This window comes from Methanomicrobiales archaeon HGW-Methanomicrobiales-1 (assembly GCA_002839675.1).
GTDB lineage: Archaea > Halobacteriota > Methanomicrobia > Methanomicrobiales > Methanospirillaceae > Methanoregula.
The window spans coordinates 474,131-498,225 of record PGYM01000002.1 but is presented as its reverse complement, the minus strand read 5'-3'; the positions used below and the strand labels follow the sequence as shown (position 1 = coordinate 498,225).

21 protein-coding genes are annotated in these 24,095 nt (G+C 45.3%); 10 read left to right on the top strand and 11 right to left on the bottom strand.

All coding sequences use genetic code 11. The annotated features are described in order from the left end of the window. Positions 1-254 precede the first annotated feature (254 nt). A complete protein-coding gene (locus CVV30_08825) occupies positions 255-845 on the top strand; it encodes a hypothetical protein (GenBank protein ID PKL69642.1) in 591 nt (196 codons plus the stop codon). Between the two features lie 31 nt (positions 846-876). Here CVV30_08825 and CVV30_08820 read toward each other — a convergent pair whose 3' ends face one another. Continuing rightward, positions 877-1,371 (bottom strand): hypothetical protein, encoded by a 495-nt coding sequence (locus tag CVV30_08820; GenBank protein ID PKL69641.1) that lies wholly within the window; start codon positions 1,369-1,371, stop codon positions 877-879. Positions 1,372-1,401: 30 nt separating this feature from the next. Between CVV30_08820 and CVV30_08815 the strand changes: the two genes are divergently transcribed. From CVV30_08815 to CVV30_08805, 3 genes are all read left to right on the top strand, one after another. Then, complete coding sequence (locus tag CVV30_08815) at positions 1,402-2,259, top strand: nucleoside 2-deoxyribosyltransferase (GenBank protein PKL69788.1); 858 nt, start codon at positions 1,402-1,404, stop codon at positions 2,257-2,259. Between the two features lie 130 nt (positions 2,260-2,389). After that, complete coding sequence (locus CVV30_08810; protein PKL69640.1) at positions 2,390-3,916, top strand: glycosyl transferase; 1,527 nt, start codon at positions 2,390-2,392, stop codon at positions 3,914-3,916. 20 nt (positions 3,917-3,936) lie between these two features. Next, positions 3,937-5,055, top strand: coding sequence for a glycosyltransferase family 2 protein (locus CVV30_08805; protein ID PKL69639.1), 1,119 nt, complete (start codon positions 3,937-3,939; stop codon positions 5,053-5,055). A 458-nt stretch (positions 5,056-5,513) separates the two neighbouring features. On the opposite strand, the gene CVV30_08800 is transcribed toward CVV30_08805, so the two are convergent. The 8 genes from CVV30_08800 to rfbB are packed head-to-tail and all read right to left on the bottom strand — an operon-like array spanning position 5,514 to position 11,773. Beyond that, complete coding sequence (locus CVV30_08800; protein ID PKL69638.1) at positions 5,514-5,864, bottom strand: hypothetical protein; 351 nt, start codon at positions 5,862-5,864, stop codon at positions 5,514-5,516. Further along, a complete protein-coding gene (locus tag CVV30_08795; GenBank protein ID PKL69637.1) occupies positions 5,861-6,223 on the bottom strand; it encodes a hypothetical protein in 363 nt (120 codons plus the stop codon). Before CVV30_08795 ends, CVV30_08800 begins: the two co-directional genes overlap by 4 nt. Before the next feature lies 1 nt (position 6,224). After that, positions 6,225-7,166, bottom strand: coding sequence for a glycosyltransferase (locus CVV30_08790; protein ID PKL69636.1), 942 nt, complete (start codon positions 7,164-7,166; stop codon positions 6,225-6,227). Further along, positions 7,163-8,086, bottom strand: a complete 924-nt coding sequence (locus tag CVV30_08785) for a hypothetical protein (protein PKL69635.1) — start codon at positions 8,084-8,086, stop codon at positions 7,163-7,165. Before CVV30_08785 ends, CVV30_08790 begins: the two co-directional genes overlap by 4 nt. Before the next feature lie 6 nt (positions 8,087-8,092). Then, entirely contained in the window at positions 8,093-9,253 is a 1,161-nt protein-coding gene (locus CVV30_08780; GenBank protein PKL69634.1) for a dTDP-4-amino-4,6-dideoxygalactose transaminase, read from the bottom strand. Next, complete coding sequence (locus CVV30_08775) at positions 9,253-9,996, bottom strand: spore coat protein (protein ID PKL69633.1); 744 nt, start codon at positions 9,994-9,996, stop codon at positions 9,253-9,255. The genes CVV30_08780 and CVV30_08775 overlap by 1 nt, the downstream gene beginning before the upstream one ends. Continuing rightward, positions 9,993-10,724, bottom strand: coding sequence for a hypothetical protein (locus tag CVV30_08770; GenBank protein ID PKL69632.1), 732 nt, complete (start codon positions 10,722-10,724; stop codon positions 9,993-9,995). Before CVV30_08770 ends, CVV30_08775 begins: the two co-directional genes overlap by 4 nt. Beyond that, positions 10,721-11,773 (bottom strand): dTDP-glucose 4,6-dehydratase, encoded by a 1,053-nt coding sequence (rfbB, locus tag CVV30_08765; protein PKL69787.1) that lies wholly within the window; start codon positions 11,771-11,773, stop codon positions 10,721-10,723. Before rfbB ends, CVV30_08770 begins: the two co-directional genes overlap by 4 nt. 118 nt (positions 11,774-11,891) lie before the next feature. Between rfbB and CVV30_08760 the strand changes: the two genes are divergently transcribed. The 6 genes from CVV30_08760 to CVV30_08735 all read left to right on the top strand — a co-directional run bounded on the left by CVV30_08760 (position 11,892) and on the right by CVV30_08735 (position 20,415). Continuing rightward, the gene (locus CVV30_08760) at positions 11,892-14,189 is read left to right on the top strand and encodes a hypothetical protein (GenBank protein PKL69631.1); all 2,298 of its coding nucleotides are present in this window, start codon (positions 11,892-11,894) and stop codon (positions 14,187-14,189) included. Positions 14,190-14,336: 147 nt separating this feature from the next. Continuing rightward, the gene (locus tag CVV30_08755) at positions 14,337-15,308 is read left to right on the top strand and encodes an elongation factor Tu (protein PKL69630.1); all 972 of its coding nucleotides are present in this window, start codon (positions 14,337-14,339) and stop codon (positions 15,306-15,308) included. A gap of 96 nt (positions 15,309-15,404) precedes the next feature. Continuing rightward, positions 15,405-15,974 carry a protein LemA gene (locus CVV30_08750; protein ID PKL69629.1) on the top strand — a complete coding sequence of 190 codons (570 nt, stop codon included), beginning with the start codon at positions 15,405-15,407 and terminating at the stop codon, positions 15,972-15,974. 13 nt (positions 15,975-15,987) lie between these two features. Beyond that, positions 15,988-17,814 carry a DUF2207 domain-containing protein gene (locus tag CVV30_08745; protein ID PKL69628.1) on the top strand — a complete coding sequence of 609 codons (1,827 nt, stop codon included), beginning with the start codon at positions 15,988-15,990 and terminating at the stop codon, positions 17,812-17,814. 125 nt (positions 17,815-17,939) lie between these two features. Next, positions 17,940-18,539: a DNA-binding protein gene (locus tag CVV30_08740; protein ID PKL69627.1), complete on the top strand. Its 600-nt coding sequence runs from the start codon at positions 17,940-17,942 to the stop codon at positions 18,537-18,539. Positions 18,540-18,576: 37 nt separating this feature from the next. Next, positions 18,577-20,415 carry a YgiQ family radical SAM protein gene (locus CVV30_08735; GenBank protein ID PKL69626.1) on the top strand — a complete coding sequence of 613 codons (1,839 nt, stop codon included), beginning with the start codon at positions 18,577-18,579 and terminating at the stop codon, positions 20,413-20,415. A gap of 208 nt (positions 20,416-20,623) precedes the next feature. On the opposite strand, the gene CVV30_08730 is transcribed toward CVV30_08735, so the two are convergent. Continuing rightward, positions 20,624-21,973 carry a mannose-1-phosphate guanylyltransferase/mannose-6-phosphate isomerase gene (locus CVV30_08730; GenBank protein ID PKL69625.1) on the bottom strand — a complete coding sequence of 450 codons (1,350 nt, stop codon included), beginning with the start codon at positions 21,971-21,973 and terminating at the stop codon, positions 20,624-20,626. Positions 21,974-22,083: 110 nt separating this feature from the next. Beyond that, entirely contained in the window at positions 22,084-23,919 is a 1,836-nt protein-coding gene (gene asnB, locus CVV30_08725) for an asparagine synthase (glutamine-hydrolyzing) (GenBank protein ID PKL69624.1), read from the bottom strand. Between the last annotated feature and the right edge of the window lie 176 nt (positions 23,920-24,095).

The following is a 24,095-nucleotide window of genomic DNA, read 5'->3' as shown; positions in this document are numbered from 1 at the left end:
CTTCTGACTTGCAGATTTGCCTTAATCCACTGGATGGAATAGAGGACCTTTTTGAAACATCCCGGAACCAGCATGCCCCGTGTCTTCCAACTCAGATGGATCACAAAAACAATAGGCATCCTTATGGGAGACTGAGGGAATCTGACCATTATTTAGGGAGATTCCCCCGTTCTGAAATTGAACGTGGAAAATGAAAGGCCGGTTTCATATATTTGGGAATATTTTAAATTTGTCAGAAAACGAAGAACAATTATATGAAAACCACCACCATTGCGTTTTCTGAAACACCGGTACGCTGGTGGCAGATAGCACTCCTTGGGATTATTATCTTTATTTCAGGAATAGTTGCCTTCTTCTGGACCCCGGTGTTTATCGATATACTCGTCACGCTCTTTGGTATCCTTGCCCTGGTTGTCGGGCTGATAATGATCGCTTTTTCCTACTCATTTAAAGAAGAGATTGTCTATAAATTCCCCATCTTTCTGGCGGGCATTACATCGCTGATCGTTGCCGCCCTTACCTTTTTGATTCCCGGTCTCATTGCACCAATATTTATTATAATTATGGCGTTTATCGCGATCATCAACAGTATTCTCCTCATTCTTGTCGGATGTTCCCTCTCTGATGAGTGGAAGACGCGGCTCGTTATCGTACTTCTGGGCATGATCACCCTTTTTTTAAGTATCTTAATGGCACTTTTCCCCACCCTCACGGTTATAATTCTGGTAAAAATCTGGGGTATATACGCGGGGATCATTGGAATTCTCTGCATAATTGCAGGGTTGTCAATGCGGACCAACAAGACCTGTTTTGAAAAAACACCGCATCTTCAGAACAACTCTTAAAAACCAAAAATTCCTTTTTAAAAAAGCCGTTTTAGTCTATGTAGAGTGACTGGATTTCAATAATTTCTGTGCTGTTCTTTGCTTTCGCATAGAGATCAAGTGGTTCTTGGTTCACTTCCAGGAAACGGATCCCCCAGTTGACCTTTGAGAGAACAGCAGCAGCCCGATCCTGTTCGCCCAGAATATAGAGTGCTGCCGCGAGCGCCTCAATCGAGGAGAGTACGCAGGGTTTGCCGAAGTTGACCGGATTTGCCGCTACCAGGAATGGGAGTGCCCTGCGAATGCGCCATGAACAGACTTTTCCGGTATCCAGTACTACCCAGGAGCAGTCGAGTACGGTGATGGATCTTACGAACCGGTCTGCGGGAGAGAGTGCCTGTTCAGCTGTGGGATCGAGCAGGAGGGTATTTCGTGGGATAAGGGATAGTTTGGTAAATATTTTTAAAAAACCCGCCTTTTCAAGTTTTTTAACCGTGCACTTCCGGGGGTCACAGCTATTATCCCGGTAGGCGTACAGGGGTATCATTGATCATCCATGCGTGCACACACTGTAATAATGTACGTGCTCTGCAGCCCCTGCGTACTCAATCCCTCGCTCCGGACAGAAGGCATAACGAAACTATCAGATATTGAATTGTTCGAGCGTACTATCGCACGATGTAAACGTTTTGGTATTGAAATGGTGCCGCTGCCCTGCCCGGAGACATTGTACCTTGGTCCTGACAGGAAACCCGGGACATTTCTTGAACGTCTGGACACCCCGGCATTTACCCGCCTTGTGGACGATCTTGCTCTAAAAGTTCAGGCAATCATCGATGAACGGGGTCCACCTCTTTGTATCCTTGGGGTCAACTCCTCCCCAACCTGCGGAGTGACCAGCACCTATTATGGGAGTGAGGATAAGCAACCTCCAAAGCGAACAGGGCGGGGAGTGTTTCTTTCCCGGTTTCCTGCTATCCGTGCTATCGATGTTGCAACCTTTGCAACATACCGGATCTATCTCGCTGCCCCTCTCTTCTCAGAAGCTGAGCGAACCTATAATGTATCATTGGCGGGCCTGCTCAGGCAACACTTGTTCGAAGTTTTCCTCCCTCAGGAGGCAGGTGATGATTCTGACACAAGGAAAAAAACAGAGCAGGAACGGATCTTCTTAAAAAACAAAGAAGATCTCGAACATGCCGATATCATTGTTGCTGTCATCGATGGAGCCGATGCAGATTCCGGCACCGCATGGGAGATGGGATATGCATTTGCCCACAATAAACCAGTGATTGCGGTTCGCACGGATTTCCGCAGGGTCGGTACGCACGAGCAGGTAAACCTGATGCTTGAAGAATCATCAACAGTTGTTTCCAGTACCATCGAGTTGCTGGAATCAGTCAGGTCCCCGCTTATAGGTCAAAGAGATATCTGAATTTTTTTAGACACCAGATCACTCTACCGTTGCTGTTATCCCAAAATTTTCTTTGTTTGGAATGTTCTCCGAATAGGACCGGGATGCAACATTCTATATCTGAATATTTACGAAATAGTAGATGATATAAATGGCAAAAAAACGCGAGGATCGGGGAAAAGAAAAAAAATCGGGAGTAGTAACCGAATGTAATCTTGATGGGGATTACATATCCCCAATCCAATCGTTTCGAGATCTCAATACCAAAAATGTTGTATCTCTTGTTACCCACAGCCGGTACGCACAATCTCTCATCATTTTGACCATTTTTGGCCTTCTGCTCCGTTTCTATAATCTTGGTCTCAACTCACTCTGGCTCGATGAAGCCTCTACGAATACGTTTGCAATAATGTCAATTCCCGATATCTGGAAAGCTACAGCAGGGGGAGAGTTCAATCCACCTCTTTTTTACTGGCTTGAACATCTCATGCTGGTATTTGGCAACAACGAATTTACGCTCAGGTTTATTCCTGCACTCCTTGGGGTACTGACTATTCCCCTGATTTATTTTGCAGGAAAAGAATTCATGGATCGTAACGTCGGGATCATTGCTGCAGCAGCATTTGCATTCTCACCATTCCTGATCTACTATTCTCAGGAAGCCCGGGCATATTCGATGATGCTCTTTTTCGTGGCATTCGCCCTAGTCTTCTATTTCAAAGCCCTCAAAACAAATGACCTGAAAAACTGGGCACTTTTTGGCATACTATCGGCACTTGCGTTCTGGTCCCACTTCTATGCGTTTGTTATTATTGCTTCCCTTATACTCTATGCACTTTTCCTTCAGGTTGAAAATTTCCGGAAAAACCTCCAGAATATTAAAATGATCGCGTTATCGATCGTAGTATTTGTCGTTCTCTGTTTCCCCCTCATTCTGCTGGCAATCCAGCTCTTCGCTACCCGGACATCTTCTGCACCAGCCTTCGGGATCCAAGGACTCGGAATCATCAGTGAGACCTTCCGGGAGCTCTCGGGCTTTTCTGATATCCCGATGTTCCTGCTTCTCATCCTCTTTATAATCGGTATCATCCAGGCATTTCTCATTGATAAAAAGAAAGGAATATTTTTAGTGACACTCACAGTTCTTACGTTTGTCATCAGCTTCATTCTGTCGTACAAAATGCCCATGGTGCCCCGTTACCTGATCTTTTTCAATACGATCTTTTTCCTGGGTGTGGCAGCCTCGTACGGGATATTTTATCGGCTTATCAATAACCGGGGGGTAGTCTACGGGTTTATGGCACTCCTCATTATCATCAGTGCCCCAACTCTTGCAACCTATTATTCGGGGTATTCCAAGGATGACTGGAGGGGCTTTTCCAGCCAGATGCAAAAAATAACCCAGTCCGGTGATCTTGTTATTGTTGTTCCGGGCTATATTTACCAGCCACTCAATTATTATTATTCGAATACCTCGGACAAGACATTCGAATTTGGTGCGGATACCGGAAAAGATCTTGAAAGGATCAATAACGGGAGAGGCAATAGTACCGCTTATTTCGTTGTTACCGGAGATATCAGTGCAGCAAATCCTGATGGTGATGCAATTGCATGGTTAAAAGAACACACAAAATCTCTCGGACAGAATACCGGAATTTATCTCTTTGTTTCAGCGTAGTATCCGTTGTTTGAGCAGCCATGTACGATCTTACGGTAATAATTCCCACATTTAAAGAAGAGGCGAACATCAGGAATATTATTACTGAAGTGGACGCGGTTTTCAAGCGGAATAATCTCAAGGGGGAGATTCTTGTTGTCGATGATAACTCTCCTGATGGAACCATTACCATTGCAAATGAAATCAAAAAAACAAAACCGAATGTAAACAGTATCGTCCGTCTGGCGGATCACGGACTTTCACAATCTGTGGCAGAAGGGTTCGATAAGGCATCGTCGGATATTCTTGTGGTAATTGATGCCGATCTTTCCCATCCCCCAGCTCTAATCCCTGCGATGTATCACGAGATCAAAGAAGGATACGATGTTGTCATCGGTAGCAGGTATATGGATGGTGGCGGAATAAAAAAATGGCCACTTAAACGCCGGGTTATCTCGCTCGGAGCTACGTTTTTAGGGCGCCTGCTCTTTCCCGATGTATCAGACCCGGTGAGCGGCTTTTTTGCTATTAAGAAAAGTGTTGTCGCAAATGCTTCTTTAAAACCCCGGGGTTACAAAATCCTGTTAGAAGTGCTTGGTAAGGGAACCTGGGAAAAAGATAAGGAGATTCCCTTCGAATTCGTGGATCGGGAAATTGGTTCGAGCAAACTAAAAATCAAAACAATTGTTGAGTATGCGCAGCAGGTTATCGATATCACCCTCTTTTCATTCACCCATCACCAGAGTGCGGCATGGAGGGAATGGAAACGAGTGTTCAAATTCGGGCTGGTTGGGATCTCCGGGATTGTCGTAAATATGGGGGTACTTTGGTACCTGACGGATTTCGTTGGTTTTTATTATCTTATTGCCAGTCTTTTCGCCATTGAATTATCCATCATCAATAATTTCATCTGGAATGATCTTTGGACGTTTAAATCCAAAGCAGGACACGAGTTATCCAGCCGTTGGCACCGTTTAGTCGCTTTTCATGTAGTATCCGCCGGTGGACTGGTAATCAACATGGGTGTTTTATTTTTGCTAACTAGTGTATTTGGCGTCTATTACCTGCTATCAAATCTTGTGGGAATTCTTCTGGGTTTTGTCTGGAATTTTATGGCGAACCGGCGTATTACCTGGCAAAGAAAAAAGGAAATTGGATAGGGTGCCGGTGGAAAAATTATTTTCATTTAAATACTGCAAATCTTCACCGTATAACTCATAATTTTCTGACTTTACGAGAACAAACATGAGAAGGTAAAGAATTACCAACATCTTGCGGATCTAAAAATTATGTCTTTTTATGACGGAAATTCTGCACTTAAAATGACAGATAACATTTTTTACTGCGGATTATGGAATCATCGGACATAACTAAAAAAATCTGACCCTTGTTATTAGATTTCCCTGTCATTCTCTATTCCATGTTTAAAAAGGGCATTAATACTCTCATCACATTAGAAGAATCAGACAATTTTTAAAAAATTGAGAGTTTCCTATTTATCTAGGAAAAATTGGCCAAACGTATCATTGATAAATTCGATCATCAGGGCCGTCAATAACGGATACACACCGATCCAGAACAGGTTATCCAAAGTCATCTGGTGTTTTTCATACCAGCCCTAAACAGGATAATTAAAAACCAGAACCCCGCCAACAAGCAATGCCAATGCAATGATCATTTCACGATTAACTCTCTCATTCAGCAGCCAGTATGATAACCCCGTCACTATCAGAAAGTTTAGGGATGAAACAGCATAGAAGACTTTTAAGGGAATGTCCCGCAACACAATTACGGAGAGTACGGTTGTGACTAGCAGAAGCCCGTACGCGGTCATGGTTGGTGTATTCAGATACATTGAAAGAATCTGGAATCGACCCTCCCCTTTTTTTGAGGATCCTTTTTTCATCAATACTTGGCTGACACCAGTAAGCAGTATTGCCAGAAACAGGAGAACATACGAAACGATCATACACACTCTCCTTTGTGGCGTGACAACAGGGTAATCCCAAGGGAAATGAGTATCAGACCAGCAATATTGAACGGGGTGATCCCTTCATGAAACAGAAGTGCCGAAGCGAAGAGAACGATAAAATTCATGAGGCTCATGAATGGATATGCAAATGACAACGGATATCGATGGAGAGCTTGTTGCCATACGAGTGCCTGAAAAAACAGGCAAATCAGTGCAAGGAGATAAAAAAAGTTGGTAATAATCGCAAAAATAGTTACTTCTTCGATATTTGATGCAGCGTATTTTCCAAAAATTCCACTAAGGGACTGGAATAAAACGGATAACAGGATAAAAACAAATGAGAACCTGTATTGCATATTATGTTTCCATTTCCCCGATCACGTATTGCTGGCCATAGGATGTTTCAGCAAGGATTCTCCGTAAATATTCCCCGATAATCCCCATAGACATTAATATTGCACCTCCTAAAAAGCAAATAGCTGCCATCAGGGAGTTCCATCCCATCACCCCATAGGAGGGATCTATTAGTCTTTGAATTATAATCCAAGCCCCTAAACAGATACTCAATATACTAAGAATAAATCCGAACAAAGCAATGAAAATCAACGGCCATGAAGAATAATTGATAATGAGATTGAGTGAATACTTAAAATATTTAAATAAACCATAATTCGAAGTGCCCCGCTCTCTTTTAAAATGATCAACTTCAACATTTCCGATTTTATTTGTTGGCGTTGATTTAATCATCAATCCAAAAAGAAACGGATATGAACTCCTGATTGAAATTATATTTTTAATGATTTCACACCGATAAATCGCAAAAGAGGAGAGAAAGATGTTATTTGGAATCTCAAAAATTTTGTGCATCAATTTTTGAAAAAGTGTGCTTAGTGCATTTTCAAAAAATGTCGAATTATTTGGATTATACTTTCCATAAATCACATTATAGTGTTGATTCATCCCCTCTATCAATTTTGGAATTTCTTCGGGTGGATGTTGCAGATCGTCATCAAGGGTTATAACATATCTTCCTTTTGAATTACGAAAACCACAAATTGTAGCATTATGCTGCCCATAATTTCTAATTAAATGAATAATTTTAATATTGCTATCCTTTTCACGCAATTTCTTCAGAATATTCCAACTATTATCATGACTGGAATCGTCAACTAATAAAATCTCAAATGATCTATTGGGTGATGCGAAGACGGTTTTAATTCTATCAACTAATTCTTCAATGGTCTTCTCCCCATTATACACTGGTATTACAATGGAATATTCAATTGAATCAGGTTTCATCTTGATCTCCCAAATCGCAATCTAAACTTTTTTAATGGAAATATATCCCCTCCCCCCTCATAAGTAGCTCTTAAAATTTTTAACAATCCATTTTTACAAATTATTGTTGGATTTCCATTTTCCATTTTCCAGATTTTACCAGTATCCCTAATCTCAAAATTAATATCATAATCCAGTACGGTTGCTTCCCATACTCTGATAAGATCATTTTGTAACGATGTATAAGCACCAAAATACGGATATCCACTTCCCCTGATTAAATTTAAAATATCTCGTGCGGAGGAATTCCAATCTATCTCATTATCTTCAGGATTTCTCCATATACAATATGTGGCTAATCTTTCATCTTGTTTTTTTGTTTTTATATTGTTAGACCGGACTAGATAGATTAATTCTACAGCACAATCACAATATAATTTTGAAATAATTTTTATTGCCTCTTCAATGTACACAGAATCGTTAATTTCAACCGACTTTTGTAATATCAGATCACCCGCATCAATTTCTTCAGAAGCATACAGCACAGATATTCCAATCTGCCCATCTCCTTTCAATATTGCAGTTGCAGTAGGGCAAAATCCTCTGTATCTGGGTAATAGGGAATCGTGGAAAACAATAATTTTATCAGGTAAATTGCGATTCAATTCAAGTGGGAGCAGATATTGCCAACCAATAGCTACAATTCCTGAAATATGGTATTTATTAATATTTTTTTTAAAATCTTTTTTGAGTTCATTCCAAGATATATATGGGATGTCATTTTCGTGGCATTTTTTCTCAATTAAATCACCAAAATTTTTCTGAACATTCCATTCAGGATATGAACATACGGCACCAATATCCTTGATATTTGTCTTGATTAAAAAATTTAATACATCTAATCCTTTTTCTGTATTTAAGCACCACAAAAAAGTATTCATTTCCCCTCATATATTTGAATTAGTCAAAGTAATTTTCATATTTCTTATTAAAAATGATGTTTCCACATCACTCATCCCCGCAAACATCGGCAGCCTCAGCAACCTCCCACTCATCTCTTCCGTCACCGGCAGATCCTCTTTTCGGTAACCCAGACCCAGCCCAACCGGCGACGAATGTAACGGAACATAATGGAATACCGCCAGAACCCCTGCTTTTTTCAGCTGGCTCATGATCCTATCCCGAGTCTGCTCATCGTGAAAGAGAATATAGAAAAGGTGAGCATTGTGTTTCGCATACTCCGGAACAATCGGTAAACGAATCTTTCCTGCATCCTCAAACGGTTTCAGCGCGGAATAATATGCATTCCATACGTTCATCCGCATATTCTGAATCTCGTCCATTTTCTCCAGTTGGGCATAGAGAAATGCAGACAGCAGATCGCTTGGAAGATAGCTCGAACCGATATCCACCCAGGTATATTTATCCACTTCCCCGCGATGGAACTTGCTCCGGTTGGTCCCTTTTTCCCGGATGATCTCTGCACGCTCGATAATTTTTGGATCATCAGAATTGATGAGAAGAGATCCTCCCTCTCCGCACACATAGTTCTTCGTTTCGTGGAAACTATAACACCCGAAATCCCCAATTGTCCCGAGATATTTTCCCTTGTATTTTGCATTCACACCTTGGGCTGCATCTTCCACAACTTTGAGATCGTGATCCTGTGCGATCTCCATAATTTCATCCATTGCACAGGATACACCCCCATAATGAACCGGATAGATGGCGCGGGTTTTTTTGGTAATTTTCTTACGGATATCTGCGGGATCAATATTCAGGGTATCCGATAGTATATCGGCAAAGACCGGTTTCGCACCTGCGAGTAAAATGGGATTGACTGTTGAGGAAAATGTGTACGAAGGAACAATCACTTCGTCACCGGCTTTGAGATCCAAAATCCGGGTGGCCAGTTCAAGCGCACTTGTGCATGAGGTGGTCATAAGCGCTTTTCGTGCACCAAATTTTGACCGGAAGAAATTTTGCACGAGTTTGGTATATTTCCCATCACCGCTGATATGCCCCCCATCAATGAGTGAGTGAAGCACATCATCCATATACCGGATCTCATCTCCAGTAAGATAGGGGCGGTTAAATGGGATCTGCATTATTCATCGCCTTTCTGGATGGTATTATTGATGGAAAAGAGCATCTGGTTTGCATGCATGAGCGACTCAAAGGTTCCGGCATCTGTCCAGTCACCGTTAACAATATCATAGGTCATCACAGCATGTTCCACATACCAGTTGTTGACGGAAGTGATCTCAAGTTCCCCACGTTCAGAGGGTATGATACTCTGGATTATCTCAAACACCAGTGGATCATACATATACACACCGATTACGGCATAATCGCTTTTTGGATTTTCCGGCTTTTCTTCGATCTGCATGATCATTTTATTCTGTTCATCCAGTGCCGCAACACCAAACCGTTCCGGATCCCCGACGCGCTTAAGCAACACTTTCGCACCAGCGGGTTGTTTTTTGAATGCCTCAACGTATTTCCGGATGCTATGGGTGAGGATATTGTCCCCAAGAATGACGACAAGTCTTTCACCGTTTGCAAATACTTTTGCAAGTGCAAGGGCATCAGCAATCCCTCCTGCCTTCTCCTGCACCCTGAAGGTAAAATTGCAATCAAAATCAGAGCCACTCCCAAGCAACTGGACAATTTCCCCCATGTGATCTTTTCCGGTAACAACCAGGATATCGGTAATCCCTGCAGAGAGCAATTGCCTGATAGGATTGAAGATCATCGGCTCTTTTCCCACGGGTAACAGGTGTTTATTCGTTACTTTGGTAAGGGGGTATAACCGGGTGCCGGTACCTCCTGCGAGTATTACACCTTTCATGTATCTTTCTCCTTGCGTCCGATATAATAAAAAGTACTGGCAATATTTTTTGCCATGGGATGTTCGATCAGAATTAGATCTATGAATTTTATTGGCCATAAAATGAGAGTAAACATAACAAACAATATTTTATAGAGTGGTATTATTCGGAACGAGAGAAATAAAGCAAGCCATTCAGTTAAAATCCAGACCAAAGACGAAGTCGGTCCTGCACCAACTCCACATTCAAGTTCGATAAAATTATGATGTAATTGAGAGATACCGGATGACGTCCATCGTTTATAGTCATGCGGACTTGCATGAAATCCTTGCATAAATGGGATATGTGTATAAATTACTCCCTTGTTTTTCATCACGCGATACATTTCGTCAACTCCTTTTTCAGGTTTCGGAACATGTTCCAGAATTACAATGTTGACAATTGCATCAATAGAATTATTTTTAAATGGTAATTGAGTTGCATCAGCTACGATATGAACATTGCTAAAAGGAGTAATATCCAGGTTAATGAAACTTTTTTCAAGTTTAAACGGGCCCGATCCTATGTTTAAGATAATTGCGTTTTTATCATTTGTCACATATTTTACAATTCTCTTGTAGGAATCTTTTTTATAACTAAATACCGGAGAAATTAACCAGATAAGAAAATTATAAAAATTCGGATACTTCTTAAAAGAATATTTTATTGAATCAAGCCAATCCCTTTTTTCATCATGGTAAGCAATCATGATAACAGAACAAATTTGTTTTTCCCATAATTATTATCATAATAGGTAAGATAATCATTATTTATAACCGAATTTAACCATTCTTGGTGATGCAAATACCACTTGATTGTTTCGGTTAGACCATAGTTAAAATCAATTTTTGGCTTCCAGTAGAATGTTGACTGGATTTTTGTTGAATCTATCGCATAACGCCGATCATGACCTTTACGATCTTCAACATAGGAAATAAGTGCTTCTGAAATCTTCAAATCCGAGCGTAATTCTGCAAGTATTTGAATGATCAATTTCACAATCTCAATATTTGATCGCTCGTTGTTCGCACCGACATTGTAGATTTCCCCAACAACTCCATTGTGAAGTACAAGGTCAATCGCAGAACAATGATCATCAACATGGATCCAGTCCCGGACATTGAGGCCATCTCCATACACCGGAATTTTTCTCCCTTTCAGGCAATTGAGTATCGTAAGGGGGATTAATTTCTCCGGGAACTGATACGGACCATAATTGTTGGAACATCGGGTGATGTTGATCGGGAGGTTGAAGGTATGGAAATATGCCTGTGTCAGCAAATCGGCGCTGGCTTTACTTGCAGAATATGGGCTGCTGGGATCGAGTAAAGTTTTCTCGGTAAATAATCCTTCAGCTCCAAGCGATCCATATACCTCATCAGTGGAGATCTGGAGATATTTTTTCACACCTTGCTGTAATGAAATCTGTAATAAGTTCTGGACACCCAAAACGTTTGATGTTACAAAAACATCCGGATAATGTATACTTTTATCAACATGGGACTCTGCAGCGAAATTGACTACATAATCCGGGTGGAATTGGTTGAATACATTCTCTGTTTTTTTAATATCGCAAATATCTCCTTTGACGAAAGAGTACCTTATATCCTTTTCGAGATCGGATAAATTATTGAGATTTCCGGCATAAGTTAACTTATCAAAATTCAGAATTTTAATTTCTTGATGGCGGTTTAACAAATTCCGGATGAAATTGCTGCCGATGAAGCCGGCTCCCCCAGTGATGAGATATTTTATTATAGACATTATTGGTTATTGTTGAATTTCGAATCTCTTAAAATATTCTTTTTTACCCCAATTTCCTAGGTATTTATCGCAAAATTCAAATTATCAAGACTCTACTGATACTTGATACAAAATGTTTTTGATCGATAAAATTAATGTCAGTGATGAATCCAAAAAAACCATAGTATATCTTTTACTCCCGCTTCTTTTCTTGTTAATTGTCTTTCCTGCAGCGTTTCAATCGAATCAGGTATTCATTCCTGAGTATCATGATGCGATGTCGCTGATGATGCCGGAATTATTCTTGATGGAAAATCCACTCTCATTATGGAATAATTACTGGAATACAGGTTTACCCGAAATTGCAAGTTTTAATTCTGATCGGTTTTATCCCTTCTCATTTCCTTTTACCTACATCTCTCAGGATATTTTTATAATTAACCTGATTATCCTGATTAATCTCTATATCGCCTTCCTGGCGTTTTACAAACTCGGGACCCTTGTTGTAAAAAATTCCGATTTGCTGATGATCTATTCATTGGGATATATGTTCTGCGGTGTCCTCATATCACGTGTATCTATAGGACATATCTCGTTTGTGTATGCCTTGGCTTGGATTCCTTTATTGTATTATTTTTTCTTTAAAATTATCTGGAAGTCAGAAAATACCATTTTCAATATCATCGGTCTTGCTCTTTGTGAAACACTTCTGGTTTTTACAGGATTGGGATATTTCAATTTTTTTACAAATGCAATTTTGGTAATTTATTTTCTGTATTATCTAATCACTCGTAAAATTAACCTGCAGACGATTGTTGCATTGTCTGTAGCAGGGATCCTCTTTGGTTTAGTTAGTGCGATCAAGCTGATCCCGAACCTTTCAATCATGCCTTATATCCAGAGAATTGACATTATTAATCCACTCGGTGATGGCGGATTACTGGAAAATAATTTGGCATCCTTTATTTTTGGAACACCAATCGATACGGTTTTTGGCCCCTACGAGACCATGGCCCTTATAGGTATCATACCAATCCTTTTTGCCATCATTGCTCTTGTCTGGGGGAAAAAAGATATTACGGTGCCGTCTTTTTTTGCGATTCTCTTCTCATTAGTCTGGGCCGATGGCGGCAGAACACTTCTCTCGTTCATTCACTTGTTCCCGGTCATTAATGGTTTCAGGAACGCCGGTAGGATCTTCGGGGCAATAATGCCGATTGTATTATTGCTCTCTATATATGGCGTGTATATTCTCCAGCAAAAATTAAAAAATAATGATACATTCGAGATATCCAGTGAACAAAAGAATAGAATTACGTTTGGTGTTGCCATCATTGTAGTCCTCAAATTGCTGGAACTCCCTTGGATTTCTATACCCTCAATAGAGGCAGCTTTAAGCATAGTACTGGTTTTTGGGTTTTTACTGCTCATATATTTGAATAAAGCTGATGCATTCACACTCTCCGCATTTTTTTGGATATCATTCCTTGTCGATGTTGTCATTATTTTTAAAAATTTTTCTGTTTTTACGGAATCGGTACTGATCAAAGGTCTTCTTATCTCGCTCATCCTTGTTGCTGTTTTACTCTTGGTTAACAGATTTTATGTGAATAAAATCTGGCTGAAAAAACATATCTTTGAAGGATTATTGATTATTGGAATTCTCCTCTCGATCACAGCAAACATCAGCGTCTTACAGATATATGACCCTCACTTAGATGAGAGTCCGGCATTAAAAATAATTGAAAAAATAAAAGAATATCCTCAAACGACGTCACAAATATGGGTTTATCCTGCCGGATGGTCATTCCAGCATATGGATTTCACGTACTGGTTAATAAAAAATCATATGCATCCCATGGTGGGGCATTACACCTACCTGCCAAAAAATATGCCCCCGCTTAACTTAAAAATTGGTAACACTGAATATTTCACAGCAGATTATATCATCGATACTGCGTATCTTGAGAATGGAAACCAGAACCTCCCCACTGCTACCTTCAAAGTCAATAATATTTCCGTATATAAACCGGATAACGTTCTTCCCAATGCATTTGTAGTCAGGAATGATCAACTGATTCCATCCAAGATTGAAAAATTCACTCCTGACGAAGTAGTTTTATACGGGCCATTCCTTCAAGGGGATGTTGCCGTACTTAAAACTGCTTTTTACCCAGGATGGAAGGTCAATAATCGTGATGCATCCAATGTAGGAAATATGGTCGGGGCCCAGCTTTCTTCGGAAACATCATCTGTCACGTTCAAATTTGATCCACTCGATGTGAAGATTGGGGCGATATTAACCGGGATTGGAATTATCGTAATTTTTGTGCTTATCATAAAACGGCGGGAATTGGAGACATATCTCAAAGGAATTAACAAATCTGTGGCCAGTAAAAAACCAAATAAAGGAAAGAAATCTGAAAAATAGTGAAGTAGCCTGAAAAAATCAAAATAAACCCTGATTTTTAAAATTTTTAGGTTGAACTCAATGGAAATGTAATAAGTGAAATCGATCTCCAAATTTTTTTCAAAGAGATAAACTCTCATATCCTCCTACAACCAAGTTGTTGTCATCATGTCCAACCTCACCGTCGCAATCCTCGCTCCCCCCGATTATGCCAAGGATCTGGGAAAAAAGGGTACCGTAAGCGATATTACCTTCTATAATCTGAAAAAAGGCGACGCCACCGTTACCTTCATCGAACCGACCCGGTACCCGGAGAAACTATCCTCACTGTTTTACACCGTATCGGTATCGGAGCGGATAGTCCTTGTCGTCGATGAAATCAATGCCAGTTTTGGTGAATGTGTGCTGATGCTCCAGTGTGCCGGCAAATCCAATGGATATCTCATTTTAAAGAATTATATCACGCCGGACCAGATCGCCCCACTCATCAAAGGCACAGTTCTTGAGCACTATGAGGTCATTGAGGAAGACATCGTTGGTCTTCGTGAGAGGATGCTCGAGATATCCGTAAAACAGTCCGCTCATCACAAAACACACGAAGGATCCGGAAAAGGATCTGTACCGGTCGACTCCCATTTCAATGTGAAAGGTGTCGGCGTAGTTGTGCTCGGCTTTGTTGCGCAGGGGTCCATAAAAAAGCACGACACGTTAAAAGTCCTCCCCACGGAAAAAACCACCCAGATCCGTTCCATCCAGAAGCACGATGATGATTCCGACAGTGCGATTGCCGGTGAACGGGTTGGCCTTGCCCTGAAAAATATCGAATCTGAAGACCTTGACCGGGGATTCGTCCTGACCAATGATCCTGCAATAAAATTCTCCACCACCGTTTCAGGGAAAGCACAAATCGTGAAATACTGGCCGGCACCGCTCAAGGAAGGCATGGTGCTGTATGCCGGCTACTGGATGCAGTTCCTCCCGACCCGGCTGGAAAAAATAACCGTGGATGGGGACTGGAGAATGCCGACCATTACCCTAACCATGGAAAAAGCCTTGGTGTACCCTCCCGGTGCACAGGTGGTGCTGCACTACCTTGAAGGGGGCAAACTTCGCGTAGTTGGTTCGCTCACCGTCCAATAATGTATCCCCTCCCTATTTTCCTCTCATTTTTTCAATTGTGTTATACCCTCACCATGATCTTATCTTTAAGAACGATCATCATTATTCTGAGTAACAATGTTTGAGAGTCTTATTGGATGGGTTATCCTTGGAATTGTCGTCCTCGTAATCATAGGACTAATTCTCTGGGCAATTGGTATTTACAACCGGTTCGTCACGCTGAAAAATTCATCTGAGGCAACCCTCGGCCAGATCCGGGTCGCCATGAAGAAGCGGCTGGACATGATCGAGCAACTTCTCGGATCCGTGAAGAGCTATGCCAAATTTGAAAAAGAGACCTTCGAAAAAGTCACTGCCATGCGTGCGAGTGTTGCGACAGCAAATCCCGGTGATCTGAACAAAGTCGAAGCGGAATCCCGTTCGATTTTCGGGCGCCTTCTTGCAGTAGCGGAAAATTATCCCGATCTCAAGACCTCCGGCACCGTCATGAGCATGATGGACTCGGTGAAAGGCCTCGAAGATGAGATTGGCCGCCAGCGGTACACGTTCAATAATATCTCGCAGGAATTCAACACGATGATAGACACGATACCCTCCAATTTCGTTGGAAAGTTCATGGGACTCATCAAACTCGAGTACCTGCAGTTCGAAGAAGCGATAGCGACTCCCCCGAAGATAGAATTCTGATGGGGCAACGAACGTGAGTGAAAAAAGGCAGCTGAATGCACTTGTCATCGGGGGGCTTATCCTCGGGATCCTCGGGCTGATTGCAGTCACAGTGATTCCCCCCCTTTTTGAAGGGGATCTCGCGATTGATTCGTACGAAGCCATTCTTTCAGAAGACGGAACCCTGCAGGAACACTATACCTATGACGTTCTGTCCTCCGGCGAATATCGCATGCTCTATCGCACATGGGAAGCTCCCCTTGTTTTTGACAGCAATCCCCTGGAGTCATCTGTACGTTTTGTATCGATGGTTCCGTCTGACAGTACGATAGGGTATGCAAAAGATGACTTGGGAAATGTCCAGCTTACCGGTGGTTCCAGTGCCAGCGAATCGAAATCCCTGATTAATAACCTTGCACAAGACGATGAAGTAGGAATATTCAATCCCGGTTACTTTACCTCAGGAAAATACCCGGTTGATTATACCTACATACTTCATCCACCCATTGAATACGATGCGGCTGCAACCCATCTGAACCTGAAACTTGCCGGCGAAAATCACATCCCGTACCGGACGATCAGGATCACGATTCCTGCAGATAATATCGAACAGGTGTATGCCTATCCCTCGTCTCTTACCACGCAAAAATCCGGAAACCGTTACATCATCACGGGAAGTGCTGCAGCCGATGAGATTATTGCCGTTGAGATGGTGGGAAATGCCCAGGGCTTTTCCCAGGTTCCGGGATTCCGTACCGAAAAGCAGGATATCCAGGGCCAGACCTCCTCAGCGAACTTCTGGTATAATGCCCCTTATTACCTCGCCCTCCTGCTGAGCTGGCTCGCAAAGGTGGCAGTGATCCTGGTACCGCTTCTCCTCCTCGTAATTTACAACCGGTATGGCAGGGAGAAAGAGTTCACCGTTCCTGCATACCTGAGTACCCCCCCCTCCACAGCGCTCAAACCGTGGCAGGTAAACCTGCTCTTCAAGGGCGATGCACTGGATTTCGATGAATCTGGGTATTACGCCACGCTTCTCGATCTTCACCGGAGAAAGATCATCACCATTAAAGAGAAGGGCGAAGGAAAAGGTGTTGAGATTCGTATCCTATCCGGTGAAACAACCGATACCTATGAGCTGCGGGTTCTCGCGTTTATCAGACTCGTATCGGAAAATGGTATACTGGACACCGATTCGATTGCCGCACTCGCCAAACGTGCCAGCACCCTCAGTAGTGCTGAGGAGAAAGCACTGCAATACCAGCGCTCTCTTACCGATGTCACCAGCAGGGTTGACACATCGCTTGCAAACCAGTACATCGTGGACGGAAGGGATCATGTCGTACCCCTGGGATTCGTTTCCATTGTCCTGTTTGCGATCTCGCTCATTCTTGCAATGGTTATGCCTATGCAGTCCCACATCCTGTTCCCTGCAGTTGTGTTGTGGGTAATTGTCGTTGTCCAGGCAGCGATTGCGTTTGCTGCCCCTTCCACGCTTTTCGGGCACTGGAAGGATGACCGTTACAAAGAAAAACTGGAATGGGATGCATTCACCCACTTCCTCTCGGACATGGCCATGATCCAGAAGTATGCTCCCGCGGACCTGTCGATGTGGGGTGAATGGCTGGTGTATGGAACCGCACTGGGTGTGGGAGATAAAGTCGAACGGGCAATGAAAACGCTCAATATCCAGGTAGCGGATACCGGTATTCCAGTGGGGGTCATGGGTATGAACGCGGCGTTTATCCCCCTCATGCATTTCTCTCCTCCCAGTCACGGCGGCTCAGGTGGAGGCGGCTTTGGGGGTGGTGGATTTGGCGGAGGCGGAGGTTTTGGTGGCGGCGGTGCCGGGGGACGTTAAACCGAAAACCCCCCTTTGCCAAAAAGCCCGATTATACCATATTGGCCTAAAAACAGCCCGTGGATGTTCATATAATGTATAAATCCACACAAACCATATGAATACCAAAAAAGGAATCTGATTATATGCAATACACGGAAGGTCAGCTCGGCAGGGTTTTTGTCGTGAGGATCGATGACGGTGAGGATATGCTCGTCTCGCTACGTCAGTTCGTTCTTGACAAAGATATCCAGGCCGGCTCGATCACCTTCCTTGGTGCGCTGATGAACGGGAGAATGGTGACTGGCCCGGAAGAGCCGGTAATTCCTCCCGTTCCCCACTTTGTCATGTTTGAAGGCGGGTGGGAGGTATTCGGGATTGGCACAATCTACCCGGGTGAAGGTGGCCCCCATATCCATTACCACGCCTCGGTCGGCCGCTCAGGACATGCACTCACCGGCTGTCTCAGGGAAAAAGCAACAACCTACCTGATCATTGAAGCGGTCATCATGGAGTTCACGGGTCTCAAAGCCCGACGGGAATTCGACCAGAAGACCCAGCTCCATCTTCCTCTTCTTGGAGATCGGGGGGATACACCGAAGCTTACCGATTTTGAGAAATCTTCTCCCCAAAAAGAAGAATCTTCCCCCGTTGAGAAAACGGAAGAGACGGATGATCTCCCGGGTGGACTTGCCGAGATTATCCGTGACCTGACCCGGCGCCCGCCTCCAAAATCTTCGCAATAACCCCGGATATGAACATGCGTTTAAACCCGTTTTTCCCATGACCCGGCAACCCCTCTGTCTTCCGATGTCTGTCAAAGAAGCGGAAAAACTTGGTATCAGCCAGTTTGACATCATTCTTATTACCGGTGATGCATATGTGGATCACCCCTCGTTTGGCACCGCGCTTATCGGCAGGGTTCTCTGGGATGCCGGGTATTCAGTGGGAGTCCTTGCCCAGCCGGACTGGAAGTCCGATGCAGATTTCACTGCGCTGGGAAAACCCCGTCTGTTCTTTGGCATCTCGTCCGGCAATGTCGATTCCCTGGTGAACAACTTCACCCCCAACCTGAAACGGCGAAGTGACGATGTGTATTCGCCGGGTGGGATTCCCAAACGTCCCGATCGTGCAACCATCGTTTATACAAACAAGGTACACGGGCTTTTCCCGGATACCCCGATAGTTATCGGGGGCATCGAGGCAAGTCTCCGCAGGTTTGCCCATTATGATTACTGGCAGGATCGCGTCCGGCAGGCACTGCTTGCCGATGCCCCGGCCGATCTTCTCATCTTTGGTATGGGTGAGCGCCAGATAACGGAGATCGCCCGGCGGCTTGCAGCGGGAGAACCCATCGCCTCCCTTCGGGACGTTCGGGGAACCGCATATACCATGGAGATCGCCGAATGGCGCGCCCAGCGTCCTGAAGGTGTTGTTGAACTCCCCCATTTTTCTGAAGTCTCGCAGGACAAAACAGCGTACGCCCGTGCATTCGCCCTCCATTACTACGAGCAGGATCCAGTGCGGGGAAAACCCGTTGCCCAGCCGCACCCAAAGACGGTAGTTATCCAGAACCCCCCGGCACCCCCGCTCACTTCTGAAGAGCTCGATCATATCTATGAACTCCCGTTCAGCCGTCGGGCGCACCCGTCATACAAACAACCGGTACCTGCCCTCGAACCTGTACAGTTCTCGGTAACGAGTCACCGGGGGTGTTTCGGCGCGTGCTCGTTCTGTGCCCTTACCCACCACCAGGGAAGGATCATCCAGAGCCGGAGCACAGCCTCGATTGTCCGCGAGGTGACCCGGATGACAAAGATGCCGGAGTTCAAGGGCATTGTGCAGGATGTTGGTGGCCCCACGGCGAACATGTTCGGGCTTTCCTGTGAACAGTGGGAAACCTATGGTGCCTGCCGGAACAAATACTGCAACCCTTCCTGTAAAACGTTAAAGACAAGTCACCGGGAACAGTGTGATCTCCTGGAAAAACTCCGGGAAATTCCGGGTGTGAAAAGGGTCTTTATCGGCTCGGGTATCCGGTACGATCTTGCTCTTGCCGATGATGGGGATTATCTCCGCACGATCTGCGATCATCATGTCTCCGGGCATCTCAAAGTAGCACCGGAACACATTGCCAGAAAGGTTACCGGCATCATGAACAAGCCGGACCGGGAAGTTTTTGACCGGTTCCGCGAAGAGTTCGAGGCCCTCCAGACCGGAAAAAAGAGCCGGCAGTATCTCCTGCCCTACTTCATGTCAGGACATCCCGGTTGCACAATGGCCGACATGATCGAGCTTGCCCTCTATATCCGCAATAACCGGCTCTACACGGAACAGGTGCAGGACTTTACTCCCACTCCGATGAGCGTCTCAACCTGCATGTATTACACCGGACTTAACCCGTTCACGCTCGAACCAGTGCATGTGCCCAAAGGGCAGGAGAAGAGGGTCCAGCGGGCACTGATGCAGTACCGCGATCCCCGCAACAGGGAATTAGTAATCGAAGGGCTCAGGGCTGCCGGCAGAACCGATCTCATCGGCCCTGGAAACGAATGTCTTGTTGCAGCGGAAGACCGGGGAAATCGCCAATTCCTGACAAAATATCGCGGAACGAAAAAATAACCCGGTTTCAAACGTTTCTTGCCTGACCGGAAAACCCGGCCTTACGTATAGCACTATACGGTTTATGGGTCAAAATACCGTTTTTTTGGGGTTTTTTCCACCACGGTCTGAAAAATAATAATCTCGTTGGGAAAAGTATCCCAAAAATTCTCAGATCTTTCTCACAACTATAGGGGATTTTCTCATAAAAGTCTGGTGAATGGGAAAATTACTCCCTGCCATAATCGTCCTCAAACCGGACGATATCATCCTCTTCAAGATATTCGCCCAGCTGCACCTCTATTACCTCAAGCGGAATGACACCCGGATTTTTCAGCCGGTGCTTCATCCCGCTGCGGACAAAGGTACTCTCTCCCTTCCGGAGCAGACGGGTCTCCCCATCGAGCACTACTTCTGCGGTCCCGCTCACCACTACCCAGTGCTCACTCCGGTGATGGTGGAGCTGGAGGGAGAGTTTCTGGCCTGGCCGCACGGTGACCCGTTTGATTTTATAGACTCCGGACTCTTCGAGCACGGTATATGAGCCCCACGGGCGGTGTACCTGCCGGTGGAAGCGGGTGATTGGATCATCTGCTTTATTGTACAGGCTGACGAGTTTTTTCACCTGCTCGGTATGCTTATTGTCGCAGATAAGGAGTGCATCGGTCGTGTCCACCACAACCAGATCGTGAACCCCGATAAGCCCGACATGCTTTCCTGAAGCGTAAACATAGTTATTTTTCGCCGAGATGTACTCTGCCTTCCCTACGTTGCCCTGTGCATCGTGATGCTCGACATCGTAAAGCGCCTTGAATGTCCCCAGATCACTCCATGGAGCGTCAAGCGGGACAACCGCTACACGCTGCGAATGCTCGAGCAGCCCGTAATCGATCGAGATGGATTCAAGATTCGCATAATCGGGGGTCATATCGGGAGAGAATGCAGCGAAGATATCAGGGCGGTACTGTTTCAGTTCCTCAAAAAAGCAGCACACAGACAGGAGGAATATCCCGCTGTTCCAGAGATACCCGCTCTTCACATATTCTTCGGCAGTCTTCTCATCGGGTTTTTCCTTAAAGGCATCAACAACACTGCCAACCGAGAGAGGTTTTCCCGGTTTGATGTACCCGTAACCGGTGTGGGGTGATGTGGGTCTGACACCGAATGTCACAAGATATTGACCGGCAAGCGGTTCGGCTGCCCGGATCTGGTCGAGAGCAGCATCGCCGAGGAGGTGATCGCTGGGGAAGACGACGGCAGATGCCGAAGGGTCGTCTGCCCGGACCTGCTGCATTGCCCATGCGATGGCAGGAAGAGTATTTTTTCCCGCAGGTTCTGCAAGGAGATGATCATCGGGAAGTGAATATCCCAGTTCTTCTATCTGGTTCCGGACCAGGTAGTGGTGGATCTCGTTTGTTACCACATAGATCCCGTCGTACCCTGAAAGCAGGGCTGCCCGCTCGCAGGTCCTCTGGAAGAGCGAGAGACCATCCATCTGGATGAACTGCTTGGGATAGTACTCACGGGAAAGTGGCCAGAGACGGGTCCCGACACCGCCGGCAAGAATAATGGATTTCATAGATCACCGTGATCCCGTGCCAAGTGATAATCACTCTTTGGACGGGGTTATAGCACATAGATCTGTCCGGATTCACCATTTATAGGATTCGATCTCACTTGGCCGGGAGATCAGGAACCTGAGGAGGTGACGGCAGGCAGATCGAAAAATTTCCTCAGCCAGAGTTCAGTACAGACAATTCTCCAGATCTCCGGCGAGTAGGCCGATCTCCCCTCAAGAAATGAAAGATAATTTTTAATTACTGCATCGGCATCCCAGTACGGGCGTGCATGGAACCCGGCAGAGCTTATCAATTCCAGCACAAATGGGCGGAGTGTCTCTCTCATCCAGACCTCTTCCGGTGTGACAAATCCCATCTTGTCCATCCGGCAGCGGATTGACTCAGGAATTATCCCCCTGATAGCATTCCGGAGGGCAATCTTGGTAACGCCACTACGAATTTTCTGGTTAAGCGGGAGTGACGTTACGTACTCCACAAACCGCACATCGAGATAGGGCACCCGGGACTCGATCGAAAATGCCATGGAATTCCGATCCTCGTAGTGGAGGAGTGCCGGCAGGTTGGTGCTGGTCAGTTCGTGGATAAGTACCTCGTCAAGCCTGCCCCCGTAGCGGTCTACCCGTGGTGCGGTACATTTCAGGAGCCCCCTGCGTCCTTTGCGGACGAACAGTTGTTCTGCTGCTGAACGGAAAAAGCCACGATGGTGCCTGAGGCTTCCGATGATCTCCCGGAACCCGGTCAATGTATGGAACGAGCGGAACAGTCCCCTGATATAACTGCCCTGGTACGCAAGATACCCGGCCAGCAGCTCATCTGCCCCCTGCCCGTCGAGCACAACTTTGACCTGCTCGCGGGCAAGCCGCATCACGCAGTACTGGGCATAGATCGAGAGCGAACCAAACGGCTCGTCCTGCATGTAGACCAACCGGTCGATATCATCCCAGAGTTTTTCCGGGGAAGGTTCGGTACGATGAGCGTCCACTCCTGTTGCGGCAACAACTTCATCGATATACCGGCTCTCATCGAACCGTTTGTCGGAGAAGACCACGGAGAAGGTCTTCTGCCGTGCCCCGATGCTTGCCGGTGCCTCTTCCCTTATGAGACCATTGATGATCGCGGTAAGTGCTGACGAATCAATGCCCCCGGACAGGCAGGTACCAACAGCGACATCGCTCCGGAGGTGGATGCTGGTTGCATCGTGCAGCAGGGAACGGAGCTTCGATGCCACCTCTGCATCTGGTACACTGGAGTGAATTTCTGCGTTGACCTTCACGTCCCAGTACCGGAACGGTGGTTGAGCCCCCTCCTTTGTTACAACTATTGCATGAGCAGGCCTCAGCTGGAGGATGCCGTCAAACATCGTTCGTTCAGAATGGTCGAGCACTCCCCATGCAAGGTACGTGCCCAGCGTGGCATCGTCCGGTTTCGTGCCGACAGCCGGGTGAGCGAGCAGCGCTTTGATCTCTGAGGCAAACAGGAAAGAATCTCCGGTATCAGTGTAATAGAATGGTTTGATCCCGAACCGGTCCCGGGCGCAGAACAGCTCCTGCCGCTGGTTATCCCAGAGGGCAAACGCCCACATGCCATTGAACCGTTCGAGGCACTTATGTCCCCATTCCTCGTAGGCATGGAGGATCACTTCAGTATCGGATTTTGAATGGAACCGGTGGCCTTTTTCGATAAGCTCCTCGCGGAGCTCGACAAAATTGTAAATCTCGCCATTGAAGACCAGCCAGAGTGTGCCATCCTCATTGGTCATCGGCTGGAGACCCTCAGATGAGAGATCGATGATTGCGAGCCTGCGGTGGGCAAGGGCTATCGGGCCGCTGATATGGGTACGTTCACCATCCGGTCCCCGGTGGGCGAGCCGTTCGGACATGACCGAGAGAAGCTTTGTATCCGGCTCTTTTCCGTCCAGACAGTACTGCCCTGCAATGCCGCACATTATGGTAAAGTTGGGTGGTATGGGATTAAAAAGATGTGAGGGTTCTTCCTGATCGGGATGGTCTCTTCCCTATTTGATATCGGCCTGCTGTATGTTTTTTGAACATACTTTGGCATCTGGTATATCTCGGCTGCTGTTGTGTCGTACTGCGGCGGAATTGTGACCCGTTACGAAAA